Below are 20430 nucleotides of genomic sequence, written 5' to 3'. Positions count from 1 at the left end.
TAGGTTGAGGAAAGAGGGGGAACGAGTATTAACGCCTTAATCCTCGCTCAAATATACCAACAATCCTCACAAGCGATTCCTCCAGATTAACATTCATTTTAAACCCCTCGTGATATTGTAAATCTATAAATCCATGCAGCATACTGCGAAATCCGCGAATAGCATGGATTTTTTCTTTTTCCTCTAATCCAGCTAAAACGGGTGTGTTGGCAAAAAGTTGTACGATTGCGTGACCTGTCTTACCTGTACCGCCACGCAGGGAAGCGGTGTATAAACCAGGATGTGATATAGAGAAATCTACGTACTTCTTGGCTAATGACAAAAGCGTATTTTTGTCTTTCAAGGCTTCATACAATTTTTGTTGCGCAATCAAGGCCATTTCTTGTTTAATCTCATCCAAGTTCTTGAAATGATTGTACAAAGATGGCGGCTTAATGGATAAGGCGCGTGCGATATTCGCCATTGTTACAGCTTCATAGCTTTGCTGTTCTGCAATGGAAAGTGCAGCGTCTGTTATTTTGGATTGTGTAAGCTGCATTTTAGGCATGAGAATTTAATCCTTTTTTAGCACGCTGGATAGCTTGCTGCATTTTTGGTACTGGATTATGCAGGAGATTACCATGCCCGACAGCAAGAAGCTTAGGTTTTAGATCAATTAATTTTTGGGCAGAAGCGACAGAAAGTTCTTTCTTCCACGTACCCCAAGCTGGAAATGGAAAGCGCCAACGAACATCGCCAGCAACTGCCATTCCGCCGCGCAGCTGGAAGCTGTCTCCGGCAATAAGTGCACCATTTCGATGATCAAAGAAAGCAAGCATACCTGGGGAATGTCCCGGTGCAGCGATCACTTCCAGTGAATCAATTCGATCGCCTTCTAATAAAAATCTATCCGGCTTTGTCTTGATGTTTTTTGGAAATCCTCCTTTTAGAGGCGGATCATTGGCTTTTAATGTGAACTCACCCGAAAGTAATTTCCACTCTGTTTCCGCCATGAACACTTCTGCATAGTGTAAGGATTCTTTTAACTTGTCTAATGCTCCGATATGATCAGAATGTGCATGTGTTAATACAATCTTGCGGATCGGTTTGCCGATTGTTTCAGCGGCAGATAAGATGGCTGCTGCAGAAGAAGCCATAGCTGCATCCACCAGCGTAAGGCCATCTTTTTCTTCAATCAGGTAACAATTAACGGGAAACAAACGCGGCATAAAAGTAAGCTGATAAAGATGTTGATGCTTCAGTAAACGCACATGAATTACTCCTAACTAATAGTATTAGTTAAATAGTAAACTAATACCATTAGTTTCACAAGGGTTTATTTTCCATATTCGAGTGATTTATGATACGGTGAGTATAAGCTGAATAAAAGGAGGCGAGAGAATGAATAGATCTACGTTTCAGATTTGGGAGTTGGTTTACTTCTTTTAGCCTCCTCATTGATGCTAATAGGAGCAGCAACAGAGGGTGCAGCGTCCCTAATAACGGGACTTATTTTGCAAGTGGTTTCGATGATACTTTTAATAAAGCATTTGGGTAATAGGAGTATAAATAAAGATGACCTTTACTAATCTTTCGTATACGTAAAACATGAGGGGGAGATTGATGTTTCAATCTAATTGGCATCTGTGGGGAGTTGTATCGCTGCTCTTAGCTTCAGTTTTTTTTGGATTTTTCGCATGGATGAAACAGCCTATCCTGTTTTTCGTTGGAGCGGTACTCCAAGTAATCTCGCTGGTACTTATAGTGAAAAATATGAATGATAAAGAGCCGGCAGAGCGTGAAGACCATTAAATATCTTTCCGCTTTATAAAGAAAGTTCTCTATCTATGTATCTTATAGCTGTCACATTAGCTCTGCTCTACCAATCTGTAAGTTCTAGAGAAACCGAAGCTCCTTATCACATAAAAAGACAAGAAGCCGGGGCTTCCTCGAAAGCGATTCCGACAACTTGTCTGTTCTAATACAGGAATTACATTTCTACAATAAACCAGCGGATATGCAATGCAGTCTCAGCAGCGAGCTGCGTTTTCATCAATTCGGCTTCTTCTAATGTAGTAAACAACTTACACATTGCACTTCCAGCCTCTGTCAAGCAGCGCACGTTCTCTTTCTCTTCACGCATGATTACGAATGCTATGTTTCATCCCCCTTTTTCAATTTTCTAAGGTGTTTAGAAGTTTATATATCGAGAAGCAGTTGTTGTATAGCAGTTTTTGAAAATTTTTGAAAATAGAAGGAGCATCTTACTAGACAAAAGATCCTGCAGCAGCGAAACCGCAGGATCTTTTTATATTTAACGGAAGAAAGGAAGATCCGTTGCCCCAATGAGCCGTGCATAAACAAATAATTGTCCTTTATGATGCAGTTCATGGTCATACATCGCTTGCACGTAGACTTCTCTCTTTCCTTGCATAGTTGGTATTTTTGCTTGGTTGTCTTGAGCTAATTCTTCATCCGTAATAGTGTCGAAAATAGCTGCTGTTTTATCAGTGAATTCGCGAACTGCTTGACGCAATTCGTCCATTGATTGTACCTCTGGAATTTCTGGATGATACATATCGTCTGTTTTCACCATTTCCAGAATCACAGCATTAGATGATGCCACGTGAAGCACTAAGTCTTTCAGTGTCATTGCATCTTCCCACGGCTGATAATCTAAATGCCCATCCTCGATTTGGTCAAGCAGACTAATTAATATGTTGCGATGCTGATACCAGCTTTCTTTCCAGTGAGCTGTATTACTCATTTGGCATTCTCCTTTGTTATGTAGATACCTTCACTATAAACAAAAACTACAGCTGTTGTCATTCAAGAAGGATTGTACGAACTGAAAGGGGAGTATTAGATTTTCCGATCATTCACAAGCATAATTATCTTTATCGCGGTCAAATTTCTGCTGATAAGCCGGATGTGTGCTTGGTACGCCTTCAGGATATGTTTCTCGCAGGGCAGTACAGTTAGCGAAATTTGTCGCCGATTCATCGGATTGTTCTGTCTCAACATCACTCGATACATCATCATTTTTTTCGAGAGAGCAGCCAGTAAATCCTTTGTCCGTTGCGTAACCATCTTGCTGCCACACTGCTTTATGAGCATCTATTGCGGATGCTTCTGCGTCTTCATATGAATCAAGGTATCTTGTATTGGGTGGATACACATACGCTACGCGCGCCAATCCTTCTTTTAGCAGCGTTTCCTGAACACTTTGTCCGTCTGCGTACACGTAGGCAAGCAGCCGTCCGTATTTATCTTTTCGTTGTCCGACATCGAATTCCAGTTCCAGCTTCCCGTTTTCAACAAGCTCTTCATTGCGCTTTGATGCATTCTTTCCGTATGGCTGTACGCATTTATTTGGTGCTTTCGTTTCCGGAGTATCAATAAGCAAATAACGGACTGTTTCTTCCTGGCCGTTATAGTTTACTTTAATCGTATCGCCATCAACAATTCGGATCAACGATACTTCCACTTTATCTGTTGTGCCGGAAGTTGTCGTTGCGTGGCTGCTGTCTGCTGATTGATTCGAACTGACTGTCCCGCAAGCACTCAGTAAGAATAGTGTAACAATCAGCCAAACTGTCAATTGTAATGTTTGTTTCATGCTGTCAAAAGCTCCTTCATGCGGTTTCTATATACATCATACGGACGATAGCGACAGCTTACAAGAGCAGAAAGCAGTGCATCATGGTAGATGCACTGCTTTTGTCATTCCGGTATATAAGGTAAATCTAAAGTTTTCGGCATATTGATGACATGTGTTTCCGCGTAAGCGAGAATACCTTCTTTGCCGTACTCACGCCCGATTCCGGACTGCTTGACGCCGCCGAATGGGAAGCGAACATCTAAGCCCTGTACTGCGGCTGTATTAATCATCGTTGTGCCGGCTTGGATGCGTTTCGCAACCTTTACAGCGTGCTCCTGTTTCCCCCAGACAGAACTCGTTAACCCAAAGATGCTCTTGTTAGCGAGGTGAATGGCATGCTCATCGTCTTTAAACGGCAGAATTGGTACAGCAGGTCCAAACTGCTCTTGTTCCACAATTGGATCGTCATAGTCTGCACCTAAGACGAGTGTCGGCTGCATGAAATAGCCCTGCTTGAAGAGGTTTTCATCCACTATTTTACCGAGTTTAATCACTTCTGCGCCTTTTTGTTTACTGTCATCGATGAGGCTTTGAACAAATTCAATTTGTTTCTTATTATTGACCGCACCAACTGTGACGTTCTTGTCAAATGGATCACCAACTCGAATCCATTTGTCAGCAGCTTCGCGGTATTTTTCTATAAAGGTATCATAAATAGATTCGTGTACATAGACGCGTTTGGCAATCATACAAATTTGACCCGCTGTTAAGAAATTGGAAACAACCAGCCGGCGCATGGCTTTTTCATCGTTCACATCAAAATCATCCAGTACGATGGCTGCGTCGTTTCCGCCAAGCTCTAGTGTCATATGCTTAATGGTATCAGCTGCTGCTTTCATAATATGCTTAGCAGTTTCTGTACCGCCGGTGAAAGCAATTTTTGCTACTTTCGGATTCGAAGTAAGTTCGACACCTACTTCTGCTTCTCCGTGTACTAAATTCAGTACGCCAGGCGGAAACTCATTAGCGATTAGTTCGGTCACTTTGCTGACAGCAAGCGGTGCCAGCGGACTTGGCTTCAGCACCATCGTGTTCCCTGCGAGCAAGGCAGGAGCAATCTTAATGGTGGATAGAGAAATAGGATAGTTCCAAGGCGAAATGGCGCTGATAACACCAATTGCATCTCGGGCAATAATAGTTTTACCGCCATCATGCTCATGTAATTCGTCTTTAAGCACTTCGGCAATATTATCACAAGCGAACTCCATCCACATAAGCGAAACGGCAATTTCGCCCTTGGCATCATATAATGCTTTTCCATGCTCGCGAGCAAGCAGCTCTGCAATTTCTGGTGTTTTATCTTTGATTTTCTGAATGGCACGGCGCATCCGATTGATTCGGTCATCAAATGATGTGTCTCGCCATTCGGTAAAGGCTTGATCTGCTGCATCAATTGCTTGAATGGTTTCTTCTTTCGTGTTGAGAGGAGCATAACCGACAATTTCATCTGGATGCGCCGGGTTTTCACGAGGGGCTTGCTTTTCTGCTTTGTGTTTTTCTCCGTTGATAATCGCCTCAATTACGATTGGCTCGGTTGCCACAGATAATCACTCCGTTTCTAGTATGGTCGGTTATACTTTACCCTAAATGCGAAGCGATAATCGTCCCAGAAAGTTATGGGAAGCAAGAGGGAGCGGAAGATAACAACAGGACAAAGATGGAGGTAGCCGATGAATCTTACTGGAATAACAGGCGTGCATCCGGAATCGGTTATGCCCATACAGAGCGAATCCTGAAGGCGGGAGATGAAATCGTCTGCGGCAGACGAGAAAGTAAGCTGCAAGAATCGAAGTAGAAGCCCCAATGCTTATTACTCGTGTATGGGCGGAACGGACATTCACTCTCTCAGAGCACCGGTAGATGAATTTGCAGACGCCATATTTGAGGGACTTAAAGAGGAGAAATAAGAAATTTGGCTATGGTACATCTGCTAAGGCATTGCGTATGTCTCGAGATGTGATTGAAGAAGCAGTAAAAAATATATACAGCAGAATAAAGGAGCTGATCACAGTGATCAGCTCCTTTGATCTTATTGCTCGTCCAGCTTCCCGTAGCCGAGAAGATGCAGCGCATTCTTAAGCGTCGACTGTGTTGTAATAGAACGGAATTCCAATCCAAGTGATACCATAGTTTGTGCAATCTCCGGTCGAATTCCAGTAATGATTGTTTTAATACCGCTTAACCGAAGCGACTGTACGATATGGAAAATCTGATCGGCCACCATCGTATCAATCATCAGAACACCGGAAACATCTAAGATGATATAATCTAAATCCAATGTGCTTCCTTGCGATAACGCCGTTTCCATAATTAATTTAGCGCGGTGTGTATCAATTTCTCCAACAATCGGTATAACAGCCAATCCCTCATATATTGGAACGACGGGCACAGACAGTTCTTCCAGTGCACTATAGGCGATGCTCACCATTTCCTTGTTATGGCTCTCGAATTGTCGGCCGATTTCGAAACTGACGGTTTCCAGCATCGGATCAATAATCTTCGATACATCGAGCATCGTAATCGCCGCAAAATGCCGCTCCTCCAGCTCCTCGGTGAAAATGTCCCAAATAACGCTGCGGAAATTGGAAACATACTGCAATGTAGCTGTTAATGATACGTTCATATCGGTTGCAGCTTGGCCTGCTCTCGATCCCCAGCTAAGAAAATGCTGCTTTACTTCCTCTTTATTCTCCTCCGGCAATAGAACTGAACCAATTATATAGACGAGTTCTGCATTAAAATCAAAAAGCTCCTCATTAGGAAGAGATAAGAGACGGAGTTCACGATTTAAATTTTCATCAAGGTTTTGAAGCACAGACTTAGCTATTATATCTTTATTCTCCTGTATCTTCTCCCCTATGTATCTCAATTCATCCTTCATAACTAATGTCCCCTTTTATTGACGTACTTCCTTAAGGATAAGCTAAGTGACAACTTAAGGGAAGTGAAAAGTAGTATTTAATATACTTCAATTCCCATCATAAAAATTCAGTCTGACAACATGGCTATATTCGTCATAATTAACAATAATGACTTTATAAATACCCGAAAGAGAAAAAAGAGTGAGGATTAGGTAGTTAGGAAATTATTACTGTAGGTATATCCTTGCTAAGGAGCCGTTCATTATGACAAAAACAGAAAGTCCTTATTGTACCGCAAAGGGGAAAACGTCTAAATAAAATACTTACTTAACGGTTTCCCCGGATAATGAGGGGAACCACCATGAAGAAAATTAAATGTTAAACTTGAGAAAATTAATTCGGAAAACTGGTATTTGACACTGGTACCAGAACAAGAACAGTATATGGAAAGTAACGCAATATCCATTGCCCAGATGCATTTTTGAGTCAGTTCTGCATGCATATGCTATTTATAGAAATGAAACGGTTGTCGGATTCTGTATGAACAAAAAAACACATAAAGAAGAACTTGATGGATACTGAATCTCTCGGATAATGATCAACTGTTCCTATCAAAGAAAGGGAATTGACAGATTAGCAATGGAGTTCCTGCGTAAAAAGATGAAAGACACTCTTCAAACAGATAAGGTCATTGTGGACTATCATCAAGAAAATCATGGGGCGCATAGAGATAGTGTTTGGAAAAGAGAAGTGTGTGGTTTAGTATTTGAATTGAATGGCATATACCATATTATTCTGTGTTCAAATCAAAGGATATCGCAGCATGAGCACTTCTTTGTAAGTAGCAAAAAGCCAGATCTGCAGGCGCAGACCTGGCTTTTTATAACCACTATACACTGTTATTCTCTTCATCTACTTTGATAGCCTGGTCAAGTTTATCGGTAAATAATGACCAGATAATTCCCAATAAAATTGAGTAAATGGCGATGATACATAAGCTATCTACAGCAGCTTCCATTAAATTGTTCCCTCTGAAATACTGTATGGTGAGATGTCCAAAAAAGTAAACACAGGGAGTTAAAACATGAAAGGCTAAATAAATCAATTTCTTAGGTTTCATTACAATCGCCCCTAGAACAAGCTGGAAGTAAAGATATAATAGTGAAACAGATATAATGAGGAATGTATTTGCATTATATCATCTCTCTATAAAGCTTTGTACTTGTAAACAAAAGTGGTAAACCCCCATGAAGCACCGTAGACTGTTAAGGCAGCAAGTGCTGATCCCGTATACAAAATAGGGTTGGATAAGTTAATAAGGAAATTAGTTACTACTGTTAAATGGTCAGCTGCAAACGATACAATTCTAGGGCCTATTATTGCTAAAAAGATGAAGCTAAACATTAGAATTGGGGAAATGTAACCTGGTTTGAATATATAAAATAACGGTAAGGCAATTGCGACAAATAACAAGAATAAGCCGATGCTAAGTGCGATATCTATTATTGTAAAAGATCTATTAAAGAGGAGTAATATTAGACTTGTTATTGCAACCGCTAATACCATGTAAACAAGAGCTCCTAGGTAGCGTGATGCAATAATTTCGTTACGCGTATAAGGTAAGGAATTTAATAATATATTTGTTTCTGTTTTTTCATCGTAAGCATACGTATTAAAGGGGATATAAATACTGGCAAATAGAAAAATAAAAGCAGGGTTCGCGTCCATTATAATTAGGAACAAGAGACATGGTATGAAGAGCATTAGCAATCTCTTCTGCAGAATGACATCTCTTCTGATTAAATTAAACATGCTGCATACCGCCTTTCATATAGTACATGATGTCTTCCAAAGTAGCGCGTTCAATAACAGCGCTATCTCCAAATGTATTTTCCGCTCCGGCAAGGTCATCAGTCAATGCTTCGAATCCTACTGAAGACTGATGAATATTGACAAATGCCTTTTCCGTGTCACGATCAAGCAGTTCTTTTCTTCCCTTAACAATTGCATAACTTTCACTCACTTCATGAATTGTTTTATTGAAGATCAATTGTCCTTTATTTATGAAAGCAATATAATCAGCGATGCGGTCTAAGTCTGTGGTGATATGAGTGGAAAAGAAAATGGTGCGGTTTCCATCTATCATTATTTCTTGTAATAACTCAAGCAATTCTCGTCTGAAAATTGGATCCAATCCAGCTGTCGGTTCATCCATAATAATCAGCTCAGCATGATGAGAAAGTGCGATTGCCAAGGAAGCCTTCATCTGCATCCCTTTTGAAAAACGTTTAATTGATTTATTCAGTGGTAATTCAAATTGATCAATATACTTTTTAAAAACGTCATCATCCCAGTGTTTGTAGGCAGGTGCAACGATTCTTTTGATATCTTTTAAGTTCATGCCTTCAAAAAATACATTGCCATCATATACAAACCCAATACGTTCCTTGATTTCTTTTTCATGTGATTTGTAATCCAAGCCGAATACTTTTACATCGCCAGCATCTGGTTTCAACAAGTTCATCATCATCTTAATTGTCGTCGACTTACCAGCACCATTAGCGCCGATAAAACCATGTACAAAACCGCGTTTTACTTGTAAGTTCAGATCCGTTACAGAGAAATCCTTGAATTGCTTTGTCACATTGTTTAATTCAACTACATTATCCATTCACATCACTCCTCATATAAAATCCTCATTATCTGCTGCAGCTCATCAAGGGACAAGCCGATTTCTCTGCTGTTTGTTATAACTGCGCTAAGCTGCTCCTCAATGACCTTCAGTTTTTTCTCTTTTATAAGATCGAGATTTTGCTCCGCAACAAAAGATCCTTTTCCAACAATGGAATAAATAAATCCTGCTTTTTCTAATTCTTCATAAGCCCGTTTTGTCGTGATGACGCTAATCTGTAAGTCCTTAGCGAGCTTACGCATGGAAGGGATAGGAGATCCTTCTTGCAGCTCACCTGTTAAAATAGACGATTTAATTTGATTTGTAATTTGTTCATAAATCGGCTCCTTCGAACTGTTTGAAATTATAATTTGCATGCCGATCCCTCATCTGTTTTATAGTAAAACGCAATCTTAAGTGTATGTATTCAGAGACACTGCCCTTCGCTTGCCCAAAGGTTACTCAAGAGGGAGTGTATACATCTCTGTTATAATGTATATACACTATATGTACAATATATACAACATCGAATTGTTTTGCAACCATTTATGTTAAATTATTGAAAATATATTACTGATTGCTGGAATCTGAGTATAGATATATGGTTATGTTTTGTTAAATATCTTTGAGTCAATTAATACTAGTAACAGAGAATTGAATCCCTGGACATAGAGGAGAGGAAGTTTATATGGAAGTAATCTATTGGCTGAATTAGGGATAAATAGAAATACGAAAAAGACAATAAAAATGATTGCCCAAAGGATAAACTATCTTATTGCATAAAAAAAAGCCCCTAGAGGGGGCCTTATTTACTCTACTGTAACTGTAAATTCTACAGGTTCAGTAGTCATAAAGTCTGCAGAAGTAGCATCACCAAGTACTAGTTTAATTTCTTTAACTGTAGCAGGATCAATTTTCTTTCCTTCTGGAGCAAGGAATTCAAGAACTCCTTCTTTTTTAACACTAGCTTGAATGTCTCCACTAACAGATCCATCGGTTAGGAACATATTAGCATCAAGCTGCATGTCTCCAATGACAGCAGAACCTTGATCTGGATAAAAACTTACAGCATCTGATGCTGTATTTTCTACATTTATACCAACTTGAATTTTATCTTCCAGGACTTTCACGTCACCAAGACCTACTTTTAAATTAGCAGCAGTAACGGATTGATCAGATGCATCAACTTTTTTGGCGTTATCATCAGTTTCATTAGATTTCTCAGAGGATTCGGCGCTTTCTGAATCGGATCCAGTTGATACATCCTCAGTTGAACTACAAGCTGCGAGGGCAATCATTAATACCAATAGTAGACTAATACCTAATAACTTCTTCAATTGTAAAAACTCCTTTAATATGTATTTATTTAAGCGGCTTGCTTTACACTCTTATTCTTTCTGAATACACCCATGAAACCGGCAATAGCAATTAATACTGCAGAAATTAGATAAAAGAAAGATATGCTAATCAGTCCACCAACTGCTGAAATAATAAGAAGAATACCACCAAGTTTTGCTTTGGTTTTAACAACGATTGAGCCGATGATCGCTAGAGTAGAAAATAAGAATGCAAACCACCCTAATCCTGTAAGAGAACTGGTGCCGGTTTCGCTCAATGCTGCATCGACACTACCCATAATTAAGGCAAAAATGGCTCCAAAGAAACCTAATATTCCTCCAATAAGACCTAAAACGAATTCTGTAGTTCTGCTCATGAATTTACTCCTTTCTTTTGGGATTAATAAGCTAATATAACTAATTGAATTGGAGTTATCCTAGTTCTATGTAAGTGAAAAGTGAAGTATTTAAATATAACAATAGTTATAATTGCTTAACAAATTGAATTATATAACATTATTGGATTATTTGCACCACATTGGAGGTGATTTTGTAAAAATATCTTTAATGTGGAATCTTAAAAAAAACAGATTTATTATGCTAGTATAGTAGGAGCCTAAAAATAAGAGTACTCGAATTGCTTGTTAAGTGCATAAAAAATTTTAAAATTGTGCCGGAATAACGGACACTGTTGCAAACAGTTAAAGTTACATTGTTGGAATTTATTGACATATGACTTTTCTTATCAAAAATCTGACTTAATACTTTTTCAGAACAAATCGTTAACATTCCGCTAATTCTCGTTCACCCTCTGGCATTCCTTTACATAAGCTACATGGACTAAATAAATACCTGACGCAGCAACCCTGAAGAGAGCAAGGAGGGGTTAAATTTTGAAGGATAGTGACTACAGGCCAAAACAATTACTCACCAAACGAGAAAAAGAAGTCTTTGAACTACTGGTACAGGATAAGACGACCAAGGATATCGCACAAGAGCTTTTTATCTCAGAGAAGACAGTGCGAAACCACATCTCGAATACGATGCAGAAACTGGGAGTAAAGGGACGGTCTCAGGCTGTAGTGGAGCTCCTTCGTATGGGGGAACTGAAGCTCTGACGGGCGATTGATCTGCCTGTTGCTTGACATAGCTGACTGTAAGCAGAAAGAAATAATCGCTTGCTTTAACGGCTGCTGAAAACCGACTGTGATGGTCGGTTTTTTTGTTTTGTGGTAACGCAGTTGTGATGATGGTCTGCCGAGTACAGTCAATGGGGGCTGAAGATGTAAGCATCATTCTGAATTTAACCTGGACTTAATTTCAGATATTGTTTAAGAGTTCGAGAGAGTTGCCGGAATAGCATCTTCTTACTTTATAGTTTTAGACATACACATTTCTATTCATCATTCAGCAGATTTTCCCTTGCAGCAAGTTGTGGTGGTTTTGCCTTTGTTTAAACACGATTGAGATAAGGGAACAGCGAAACAAACGGAGCGATTTTTATAAGATGATGTCTCATGTGGTGCGCCATGGTAAAGAGACTTGACTGCTTATAAAAAAGTACGTAAAAACTATTAAAATGAGTGGGAAAACTGTTACAGTTACTCTTACAAGATAAAGAATGGAAAAAATATATAGAAGTAATGGGTGGGTAAGTTAAATATGTCTAATAATCTTAAAGATTTAATACTGGAAGGAAAATTTGAAGAGGCGAAAATTGTCTCGAAGCACTTATCTTTTGAGGAACTTGATGGGGAATTAACAGATATTGCTTTTACTCGTCCAAGTATGTCTATATACACATTCATAGTAAGTTTACTTATAGAAAATGAAAAAATAGAATTCCATGAAATTGCTTTCGAAATGCTTGTTAATCCGCTTTGTCATATAGAGGGAGCCCACCATGCGGCTCTTTATCACGCAAGACGCTGTATTGAGTTAGCTGATCAGCAGGAATTAGCTGAGTATCTATCATATTTATTGTTCTTGCATGAAGTACCGGACAAAGTAATAAATGATGATGAAGCGCTTGCTACTGCAAAGAAAATATTAGAGTTAGATTCCGATAACGATGTTGCTAAGGAATTTCTGGCAGAAAAATAGCTTTTATATCCTTTTGTAACTATTCTAATGATTAATTCATCCTGCGTGAGTCAGCAGCAGAATCAGCCGTTAACTTCAGCAACTGCACATCACCCCATCATCACTATACAAAATACAGTATAGTTCTTTGACAGGTGATTGATTTGCTGGTTATTTGACATAGCTGACTTTAAGCAGAAAATAATCGCTTGCTTTAACGAGTGCTTAAATTCGAACCGACTGTGATGGTCGGTTTTTTTGATTTTAGTAAACTTGTACATGGTGCAGATTAGAAAAAACAGTCTAGTTTAAAGTAGTGGACTGGAAATTGAGAGGTGAGTCACAGTTATTTCTTTAAGTCTGTAGGAGTAACGGCTGAGCGTTTTTTCTACTTTTACCGTAAATTTTAAATTAAATTGTATAATGATAAAGATACTAACTGTTAGACTAATATCACGTGAAAATAAGAAGAACAGGTGATTAAATTAATGATTGTAAATAGATTAAATATTGATGTTTATAATACTGAAATAACTCCCTATTTCCAGACAACTGAAAAGAATAGAATAAGATTTTTGAGTCAATTATTTTATAAGTATCGTAATAGATGGTTATTAAGAGAAATCTTAGGGAAAGTTTTAGGTGACAGTACTCTGATAAGAGGCACCTTTATTGTTGCTTGTTTTAATGAAAGAGGCCGGCACACTAATTCGATAGGTCTTAATAAAGTTTTAAAAATTACCAATTGGAAAGAAACAATTATAGATTATGGTGAGAATTTTAAACTAATATATACTGAGGTCACTTTTAGAAGTGAGGATGTTTTTAAACTTATTTCTAATATTATTGAAGATCGTATATACGGTCCTATTGTTTTTATTATCTATACCAGCACGGACGTGTTAGATATAATGGCTGAAGAAGTACAAATAAACCAACTAAAAAAAGAATTTAGTGGTTATTACAATCGGCTGTTTGATAACTAACTGAAAGGTGTCTGTCATGTTTAAAAGGCCGATAGCTTACAATTATAACTTCCTATAGTCTAAAAAAGCAGAAGATAGTGCTAGTGCTGTAACTATTAAATAAATACTTGTAGAAACACAGAGGAGTCCTGCTGTATTAGCATTTGGTGATGGCAACAAACATAGACATTTAGATTTGCTTTTTTTAAAAAAATTCAACTCTCCCCATACGTGATGCCCCGAAAAGTGAAAAAAACGCATAGCGAGAAGTAAGACATTTCTCTCCTATTGCGTTAGTTCACACTTTCCATGTTCATTCATATACTTAATTCAGCTTGAAATAAATGGAGGATGGGATAGTATGGCCTATTTTGCAGGAATGATGCTCTTGATTATTGCCGTGAGCTTGGACGGTTTTGGTGTTGGAGTTACTTACGGTATGAGGCAGATCCGCATTTCTTTATTGGCATTACTAATTATTATGTTATGTTCAGGTGTTACGGTTCTGACATCGATGTCGATTGGAAGTTTATTAAGTTCTTTTATTCCTGCCGGCTTTGCAGAAATAATTGGGAGTATAATCCTCATTTCAATAGGGGTATTTAGTCTGTATAATGTTCTCCGATCTAAGAAGGTTGATGAAGACATGGAAGAGCATTCAATACCAAAAAATAAACTGGAGAATAAAGAATGGAAGATTGAAATAAAGAAGTTTGGTCTGTTCATAACTGTGTTAAAAAAACCACAAATGGCTGATTTAGACCGCTCAGGTACAATTTCAGCAAAAGAATCCTTTTTATTAGGTATAGCCCTTGCTTTAGATGCATTTGGTGCTGGAATTGGTGCTGCTATGATCGGTGGTTATTCACCAGTAGTAACAGCTGTATTAGTTGCTTTAATGAGCGGATTATTTGTTCTATTTGGTATTAAGTCAGGTTTTGTTTTAGCAAAAATAAGATGGCTGCAGAAATTAGTTTTTTTATCACCTTGTCTATTAATAACCCTCGGATTGTTCAAGATGCTTTAAAGTTATTCTATTCTTCTCCTTTTCATTTGGGAGGAGTTTTTTTATATGTCTGGGTTTTAAGTGTAACGTTGAAGCTCTCTTGGTTTAAAGAGACTAACATAAGATATGATAGATGTCGTAGTTTAATGACATCATAGCCTAAATGAGCCAGGTTCTGAATATATTTTATCTATAACAAATAATAGATGAAGGAGAACTAGGTACCGCACGGAGAAATAATGAGGGGTAAGTATTAAAATTGCAGGGGAGGCAAGGTTAAATGGAAGAAGTGATGACTTTTGCATCAATTATTAGCCCTATTGTAATTGCTTTAGTGCAGCTGGTAAAGAAGACAGTCACTGTTAATAAACGATTCTTGCCATTGATTAGCTTGCTGACTGGTTTGCTCATTGGTTTACTTGCTTGGCCGTTAACGGATCTTACCCTCGTTTTGCGAATATGGTCCGGCGGTTTAGCTGGTCTTGCTGCATCTGGATTGTATTCTTTAGGAAAGAAAACTATTTCGAATAACGATAAAGATAAGGCTGCCTAAGGGCGGCCTTATTTTATAACAGAAGCATTATAAGTGCAGGCTCAACGTGTAAATATTTGTATGTTATGATGGAAAAGGATAGATTTTTTTACATAGTAATAAAGTTAGTAAGGAGTGAGATAAATGAATGATATAACGATTGTTATCTTGATTGTTGGTCTCATAGTATTTGTAACAGTTGCAACGCTGACGATTGTGATGACAAAGAAAAAGAAAGCTTCCGGTGCTGGTCAGTATCAGAAGCATAATGAAAAATCAAAGCATAACAACAATGGAGATGTTTCTGTATTAGCTTCCATGACAGCTCTTGAATCGGCTGATTCGGATAATACGCACAGGAGATATCACGACACTGACTTAAGTTCCCAATCTCTTGACGCAGGCTCAAGCAGCCCAAGCTATGACGGCGGAGGTTCAGATGGCGGAGGCGGCGGTGGGGGAGAATAACGATGATAATCGTTCAGTCTGTTTAAATTAGCAGTTAATCTGGGTTTTCACCAAAGTTTTGCAGGTATCCCTCCTGTTCTGTCGAAACTGTACAGAAAAGGAGGGTTTTCCATGGAAATTGTGAAAAGTCTGTCTGTCGCTCCAGTCATTGCAGCATTGCCAAAAATGCAGCAGCAAATTTTCAAAGATGTTCGTGAAGCCTTTGTGCAGCAAACAGGCGCAGGGGAATTCTACATGTCTGATGAAGATGATCCGATTGTGATGCAGCCGTTCGCGGCGTTGTACAGTTTATCTGTTGAGGAGATAGCTTTACACTACAGCGGTGCAGAGTGCGCAATTGCACAGTTTCAGGAAACACAGCTTGGTAGCTCTCCGCCGGCGGATTTTGAAAAGTGGGCGATGAAGAAGGGAAATACAGTAGTCAGCCGTTATGATGAAGAGCAGAACTGCATCTTGGTCAGCATCAACGGATGCCGTACCGTTGCTTATCGTGATTTGCCGGTATCTTCTTTTTCGGAGCTGTTTCGCTCGTATACATTCAGCCCTTTGTTTAAATAAAGAAGCAGACAAACAGCCGACGCGCGTGTGTCGGTTTTTTTGTTCCGGGTAAATAGGACGTTTTCCATGCAGGTATACGTTTTTGAAGGTATCATAAAGGGTATAATAAAAAAGTTATAAAAAGCTCGAGAAGTTGTAGGGGGATGTACATGCAGGATTATGTGGTAACAAATCAATTCATCTTTCTGTTCGCGCTGCTGCTCGTTGTGAGTGTTGTGGTGACGAAATTTTCGACTAGGTTCGGTGTTCCGGCACTCGTTCTGTTTATCGCAGTCGGTATGATTGTTGGGAGCGATGGTTTCGGTCTAGTATATTTTGATAATGTATATTTAGCGGAAGGAATCGGTATTTTTGCGCTGATTGTTATTTTGTTTGAAGGTGGTTTGCATGCAAACTGGCATACAATGAAGCCGGCGCTTGCTCCGGCCATTACAATGTCTACAATAGGTGTATTACTGACATCTGCAATCGTAGCAGTTGCTGCACGTTACATATTTAATTTGCCGTGGCTGGAGTCCGTATTGATTGGATCTATTGTCGGTTCAACGGACGCTGCTGCTGTCTTTTCTGTCTTGAAAGGACAAAATGTGAAAGAAAAACTTACCTCCACACTGGAAGCGGAATCTGGTACAAACGACCCGATGGCAATGTTTTTAACTATCACTTGTATTGAATTAATTAGCGGACATGGGTCCAGCGTCGTTTCAATGATTGGCAGCTTTATATGGGAAATGGGTGCTGGTGCCGCGATGGGGCTGCTAATCGGTTTTATTGCCGTTACAGCAATCAATCGAATCAATTTGGATACGAGCGGACTTTATCCATTGTTTGCACTTTCTTTTGCGTTGGCAAGCTATGGCATTACTTCGCTTTTCCATGCATCCGGCTTATTAGCTGTGTATGTAAGTGCCCTGTATATCGGTAATGCGGAAATTACCTATCGCCGTGCTATCATTCGTTTTAACGAAGGCTTCGGCTGGCTGATGCAGATTAGCATGTTCGTATTGCTCGGTTTGTTCGTTTTCCCATCAGAGCTGTTTTTACCGAGTCTGATGTTAAAAGGCTTCCTGCTATCACTTGTGCTGATTTTCTTAGCGCGGCCGCTGGCGACTTTCCTCAGTCTTATTCGCTTCAAATACTCTGCGAAAGAAAAACTGTTCATTTCCTGGGCTGGGTTAAAAGGGGCTGTGCCAATTGTGTTGGCTCTCTTCCCGTTAATTGCTGGTATAGAGAACAGTCAGCTCATTTTTAATGCTGTCTTTTTCGTCGTACTGCTGTCAACCGTTCTGCAAGGGTCTACAGTTACTGCACTCGCAACAAAATTGAAGTTAGTGGAACCACAAACAACGAATGAAATTGAAACACTTGAATTGATCAGCATGGGACGAAATAATCTTGAGATGGTAGAATATAAACCAACCGAACTAAATGAAATTACTGGTAAATCACTGGAAGATCTTGACTTGCCAGAAACAACTTTAATTAACGCCATTCTCCGAAATGGGGAGATTATTTCTCCAAACGGCCAAACAGTCATTGAAGCCGGCGATACGTTGTATATCATGATTTCCTTACAATATAAGAAAAAACTGGCGAAATATTTACGTCGGAATATTTTAATGAAGAAGTAGCAGGGGGAATGGAACGTGCACGACACACTGACAGCCGAACGGATTGCAGCCATTGAAAAAGAATTGCGGCACATTGCTGCGATTATCAAGCAAAAAGGACGGGAGATTTTGCTGCAGTATCCAATCACGGCACCGCAATTCGTCGCGTTGCAATGGCTGGCAGACAAAGGAGATTTGACAACAGGAGAACTATCTCAAACAATTAAGCTCGCTATTAGTACAACGACAGATATCGTGGACCGGCTGGAGAAAAACGAACTGGTAAAGCGAGTGCGTGACGAGAAGGACCGGCGCATCGTGCGTGTGCATATCCTGGAAAAGGGAGAGCAAATCATTACAGAAGTGATTAAGAAACGGCAAGCTTATCTCGGAAACCTGCTGGAAACTTTTTCACCGGAGGAAGCAGATCAGCTGCAGTTGCTCTTACATAAGTTACACGGTAAAATGAATGATTACGAACAGCTAGAGGCTAAAACAGAGAAGAAAAAGAGGAGATAAACGTGGATTATCCAATTGGGGTCATCGATTCAGGAGTAGGGGGACTGACGGTTGCCAGAGAATTAATGCGGCAGCTGCCAAAAGAGAACCTTATTTACGTAGGTGATACGCTGCGCTGTCCATACGGTCCGCGGCCAGAAGAGGAAGTCGTGGAATATACTTGGGATATGGTGAATTTCCTCCTGGAGAAGAACATTAAGATGCTTGTGATTGCTTGTAACACAGCGACAGCTTTTACATTGGAAGAGCTGAAGCAGAAGCTGGATATACCAGTCGTCGGTGTTATTGAACCAGGCGCACGAGCAGCAATAAAAACAACGAAAACAAATCATATAGGCGTTCTTGGTACAGAAGGCACCATTCGCAGCAATGCGTACCGTAAAGCGCTTAAAAATATCAATAGCGAGCTGGAGATTGAAGGACTTGCTTGTCCGACGTTTGCGCCGATGGTAGAAAAGGGCGTCATTTCTGGACAGCTTGCACATCAGGTTGTCAAAGAGGCATTGAAGCCGTTAGAAAATTGGAAACAGATGGACACGCTCATTCTTGGCTGCACGCATTACCCGCTCATCAAATCTGTAATTGAGGAAGTTGTTGGAGATCAGGTAGACGTTATTAATTCTGGGGATGAAACAGCAAGGGAAATAAGTGCCATTCTCGGTTTCAAACGAAAACTATATGAAGGAACACGTCCTGTTTCCCATCAATTCTACGCAACAGGTGATACACATCTGTTCATGAAGATCGCAAATATGTGGCTGCAGCGTCCTGTTACGGAAGTAGGCAGAATTAAATTCGGCCAATCACACTCAATCTAAATAAAGATGGTCTAAATCCTTTGATGGCTCGTATACATGATAGTACAAACCATCAAGGGGGAAGAAGTGCGTATGAATAAGAAAATTGCAGGTCTTTTCACTAGCGTAATAGGCCTTTCCATTTTACTGGCCGGATGTTCTTTAAAAGGAGAGCAAGCAATCGATGAAGTAGACGTGCCGCAGGATACAACATATGTGGACAAGCTGGAAGAAAGTGCACTTGAGCCAGGCGCAACAGACGCAGCGCCAGCAGAGGGAGAAACATCTGTTGAAGATGAAACTTCAGCAAATGAAGAAGCACCTGCTGAAGGCGAAGAACCAGCAGAAGGTGAAGAAAAGCAGCCTGAAGATGAAACGAACAAAGGGGAAGCCGCTGAATCTGCTACTGCCAAACGCCAGCTATTCCTTATGGATGCAAATAACATGGTAGTACCGATGACATTTGAATTGCCGCAGACGAATGAAGTAGCCAAAGAAACATTAGAATACCTCGTAAAAGACGGCCCTGTAACGGACATGCTTCCAAACGGGTTCCAGGCTGTATTGCCAGCTGGCACAACGATCAACGGCATTGATGCCAAGAAAGACGGCACTTTAGTAGTCGACTTCTCGAAAGAATTCAATGAGTACCAAGCTGCAAACGAGAAGAAAATTCTTGAGTCGATTACGTACACACTCACACAGTTTGAAAATGTAAAAAATGTTTCTGTCCGTGTAGAAGGCCAAGAATTGGCGAAAATGCCAGTCGATGGTACGCCAATTGGCAAGAGCTTATCTCGTGCTGACGGTATTAACTTGATGGACAATGGTATTACAACAGTTGATAGTAAATCTGTGACACTATACTTCCCAGCAGAAGCGGTGGACGGCGCAGCGTATGAAGTGCCAGTCACAGAGCGTATTAGCAGCAACGCCGATAATGATTACGAAGCAATTGTTAAATCATTGATTGACGGTCCAGCTATGGACAGCAGCCTTTCCAACGTATTTAACACTGGCTCAGCTTTAACATCTGAACCAACTTTGAAAGATGGCGTACTTAACCTAGAATTCAACAAAGAAGTGTTGAGCAACGCAGACGAAGCGGCAATCTCTGATCAGCTGATGGAAACGCTCGTAATGAGCTTAACGGAAATGACAGACGTTGAAGCTGTAAACGTGAAAGTAGAAGGCGTAGAAGAAGTGTTCAATGAACAAGGCGAAGCATACGCGGAACCTGTGACAAGAGAGCAATACGTACCAGCGGAGAAATTATAAGTTTGGAAAAGTCCGGTCGGCTGACCGGGCTTTTTTGTGCATGAAAAGAATCACGGAACTTTTGCAATGATAGCGGGTAGAAGGATATACTTTAGAAGTAGGAATT

The 20430-nt window shown here is 39.9% G+C and carries 26 protein-coding genes; 13 read left to right on the top strand and 13 right to left on the bottom strand.

Features of this window, described 5'->3' with window-relative positions; genetic code table 11:
- Positions 1 to 28: 28 nt before the first annotated feature.
- Both CRO17_RS10225 and CRO17_RS10220 read right to left on the bottom strand, forming a co-directional pair.
- Positions 29 to 547 (bottom strand): TetR/AcrR family transcriptional regulator, encoded by a 519-nt coding sequence (locus CRO17_RS10225; protein WP_097041803.1) that lies wholly within the window; start codon positions 545 to 547, stop codon positions 29 to 31.
- The gene (locus CRO17_RS10220; RefSeq protein ID WP_097041802.1) at positions 540 to 1250 is read right to left on the bottom strand and encodes an MBL fold metallo-hydrolase; all 711 of its coding nucleotides are present in this window, start codon (positions 1248 to 1250) and stop codon (positions 540 to 542) included. Before CRO17_RS10220 ends, CRO17_RS10225 begins: the two co-directional genes overlap by 8 nt.
- Before the next feature lie 352 nt (positions 1251 to 1602).
- Between CRO17_RS10220 and CRO17_RS10215 the strand changes: the two genes are divergently transcribed.
- Complete coding sequence (locus CRO17_RS10215) at positions 1603 to 1791, top strand: hypothetical protein (RefSeq protein ID WP_097041800.1); 189 nt, start codon at positions 1603 to 1605, stop codon at positions 1789 to 1791.
- A 178-nt stretch (positions 1792 to 1969) separates the two neighbouring features.
- Here the strand turns inward: CRO17_RS10215 and CRO17_RS17515 are convergent, their stop codons facing one another.
- The 4 genes from CRO17_RS17515 to CRO17_RS10200 form a co-directional block, all read right to left on the bottom strand.
- On the bottom strand, positions 1970 to 2122 hold the full coding sequence (locus tag CRO17_RS17515; RefSeq protein WP_179636959.1) for a hypothetical protein: 153 nt from the start codon (positions 2120 to 2122) through the stop codon (positions 1970 to 1972).
- Between the two features lie 171 nt (positions 2123 to 2293).
- Positions 2294 to 2746: a DinB family protein gene (locus CRO17_RS10210; RefSeq protein ID WP_097041798.1), complete on the bottom strand. Its 453-nt coding sequence runs from the start codon at positions 2744 to 2746 to the stop codon at positions 2294 to 2296.
- 108 nt (positions 2747 to 2854) lie between these two features.
- Complete coding sequence (locus tag CRO17_RS10205) at positions 2855 to 3598, bottom strand: thermonuclease family protein (RefSeq protein ID WP_097041796.1); 744 nt, start codon at positions 3596 to 3598, stop codon at positions 2855 to 2857.
- A 104-nt stretch (positions 3599 to 3702) separates the two neighbouring features.
- Positions 3703 to 5181 carry an aldehyde dehydrogenase family protein gene (locus CRO17_RS10200; RefSeq protein WP_097041794.1) on the bottom strand — a complete coding sequence of 493 codons (1479 nt, stop codon included), beginning with the start codon at positions 5179 to 5181 and terminating at the stop codon, positions 3703 to 3705.
- Between the two features lie 116 nt (positions 5182 to 5297).
- On the opposite strand from CRO17_RS10200, the gene CRO17_RS17510 reads away from it, so the two are divergent.
- Positions 5298 to 5435 carry a hypothetical protein gene (locus CRO17_RS17510; protein ID WP_179636957.1) on the top strand — a complete coding sequence of 46 codons (138 nt, stop codon included), beginning with the start codon at positions 5298 to 5300 and terminating at the stop codon, positions 5433 to 5435.
- Positions 5436 to 5669: 234 nt separating this feature from the next.
- Here the strand turns inward: CRO17_RS17510 and CRO17_RS10195 are convergent, their stop codons facing one another.
- From CRO17_RS10195 to CRO17_RS10165, 7 genes are all read right to left on the bottom strand, one after another.
- The gene (locus tag CRO17_RS10195; RefSeq protein ID WP_097041792.1) at positions 5670 to 6521 is read right to left on the bottom strand and encodes an STAS domain-containing protein; all 852 of its coding nucleotides are present in this window, start codon (positions 6519 to 6521) and stop codon (positions 5670 to 5672) included.
- An 869-nt stretch (positions 6522 to 7390) separates the two neighbouring features.
- Entirely contained in the window at positions 7391 to 7621 is a 231-nt protein-coding gene (locus tag CRO17_RS10190) for a hypothetical protein (protein ID WP_097041790.1), read from the bottom strand.
- A gap of 86 nt (positions 7622 to 7707) precedes the next feature.
- Positions 7708 to 8313 carry an ABC-2 transporter permease gene (locus tag CRO17_RS10185; RefSeq protein ID WP_097041788.1) on the bottom strand — a complete coding sequence of 202 codons (606 nt, stop codon included), beginning with the start codon at positions 8311 to 8313 and terminating at the stop codon, positions 7708 to 7710.
- Positions 8306 to 9172, bottom strand: a complete 867-nt coding sequence (locus tag CRO17_RS10180) for an ABC transporter ATP-binding protein (protein WP_097041786.1) — start codon at positions 9170 to 9172, stop codon at positions 8306 to 8308. Before CRO17_RS10180 ends, CRO17_RS10185 begins: the two co-directional genes overlap by 8 nt.
- A gap of 5 nt (positions 9173 to 9177) precedes the next feature.
- The gene (locus CRO17_RS10175; RefSeq protein ID WP_097041784.1) at positions 9178 to 9549 is read right to left on the bottom strand and encodes a GntR family transcriptional regulator; all 372 of its coding nucleotides are present in this window, start codon (positions 9547 to 9549) and stop codon (positions 9178 to 9180) included.
- Between the two features lie 432 nt (positions 9550 to 9981).
- Positions 9982 to 10509, bottom strand: a complete 528-nt coding sequence (locus CRO17_RS10170) for a hypothetical protein (protein WP_097041782.1) — start codon at positions 10507 to 10509, stop codon at positions 9982 to 9984.
- Between the two features lie 29 nt (positions 10510 to 10538).
- A complete protein-coding gene (locus tag CRO17_RS10165; RefSeq protein ID WP_097041780.1) occupies positions 10539 to 10886 on the bottom strand; it encodes a DUF4064 domain-containing protein in 348 nt (115 codons plus the stop codon).
- Positions 10887 to 11402: 516 nt separating this feature from the next.
- Between CRO17_RS10165 and CRO17_RS10160 the strand changes: the two genes are divergently transcribed.
- The 11 genes from CRO17_RS10160 to CRO17_RS10110 all read left to right on the top strand — a co-directional run bounded on the left by CRO17_RS10160 (position 11403) and on the right by CRO17_RS10110 (position 20324).
- Positions 11403 to 11627 (top strand): helix-turn-helix domain-containing protein, encoded by a 225-nt coding sequence (locus CRO17_RS10160; protein ID WP_077308221.1) that lies wholly within the window; start codon positions 11403 to 11405, stop codon positions 11625 to 11627.
- A gap of 544 nt (positions 11628 to 12171) precedes the next feature.
- Positions 12172 to 12612, top strand: coding sequence for a hypothetical protein (locus CRO17_RS10155; RefSeq protein ID WP_097041778.1), 441 nt, complete (start codon positions 12172 to 12174; stop codon positions 12610 to 12612).
- 467 nt (positions 12613 to 13079) lie between these two features.
- Positions 13080 to 13577 (top strand): hypothetical protein, encoded by a 498-nt coding sequence (locus CRO17_RS10150; RefSeq protein WP_097041777.1) that lies wholly within the window; start codon positions 13080 to 13082, stop codon positions 13575 to 13577.
- Positions 13578 to 13917: 340 nt separating this feature from the next.
- Positions 13918 to 14583: a sporulation membrane protein YtaF gene (gene ytaF, locus CRO17_RS10145; RefSeq protein ID WP_097041775.1), complete on the top strand. Its 666-nt coding sequence runs from the start codon at positions 13918 to 13920 to the stop codon at positions 14581 to 14583.
- Positions 14584 to 14842: 259 nt separating this feature from the next.
- A complete protein-coding gene (locus tag CRO17_RS10140) occupies positions 14843 to 15115 on the top strand; it encodes a holin (RefSeq protein WP_097041773.1) in 273 nt (90 codons plus the stop codon).
- A 123-nt stretch (positions 15116 to 15238) separates the two neighbouring features.
- Positions 15239 to 15562, top strand: coding sequence for a hypothetical protein (locus CRO17_RS10135; protein WP_097041770.1), 324 nt, complete (start codon positions 15239 to 15241; stop codon positions 15560 to 15562).
- A 111-nt stretch (positions 15563 to 15673) separates the two neighbouring features.
- On the top strand, positions 15674 to 16120 hold the full coding sequence (locus CRO17_RS10130; protein ID WP_097041768.1) for a hypothetical protein: 447 nt from the start codon (positions 15674 to 15676) through the stop codon (positions 16118 to 16120).
- 149 nt (positions 16121 to 16269) lie between these two features.
- Positions 16270 to 17751, top strand: coding sequence for a potassium/proton antiporter (locus CRO17_RS10125; protein ID WP_097041766.1), 1482 nt, complete (start codon positions 16270 to 16272; stop codon positions 17749 to 17751).
- Positions 17752 to 17766: 15 nt separating this feature from the next.
- Positions 17767 to 18249 carry a MarR family winged helix-turn-helix transcriptional regulator gene (locus CRO17_RS10120; RefSeq protein ID WP_245864752.1) on the top strand — a complete coding sequence of 161 codons (483 nt, stop codon included), beginning with the start codon at positions 17767 to 17769 and terminating at the stop codon, positions 18247 to 18249.
- A 2-nt stretch (positions 18250 to 18251) separates the two neighbouring features.
- Positions 18252 to 19067: a glutamate racemase gene (racE, locus tag CRO17_RS10115; protein ID WP_097041764.1), complete on the top strand. Its 816-nt coding sequence runs from the start codon at positions 18252 to 18254 to the stop codon at positions 19065 to 19067.
- A gap of 72 nt (positions 19068 to 19139) precedes the next feature.
- Positions 19140 to 20324, top strand: coding sequence for a GerMN domain-containing protein (locus tag CRO17_RS10110; protein ID WP_179636955.1), 1185 nt, complete (start codon positions 19140 to 19142; stop codon positions 20322 to 20324).
- Positions 20325 to 20430 lie beyond the last annotated feature (106 nt).

It is taken from the genome of Terribacillus aidingensis (assembly GCF_900215625.1).
Classification (GTDB): Bacteria; Bacillota; Bacilli; order Bacillales; family Amphibacillaceae; genus Terribacillus; species Terribacillus aidingensis.
Note: the sequence above shows the minus strand (reverse complement) of the source record. Positions and strands in the feature narration are given on the sequence as shown.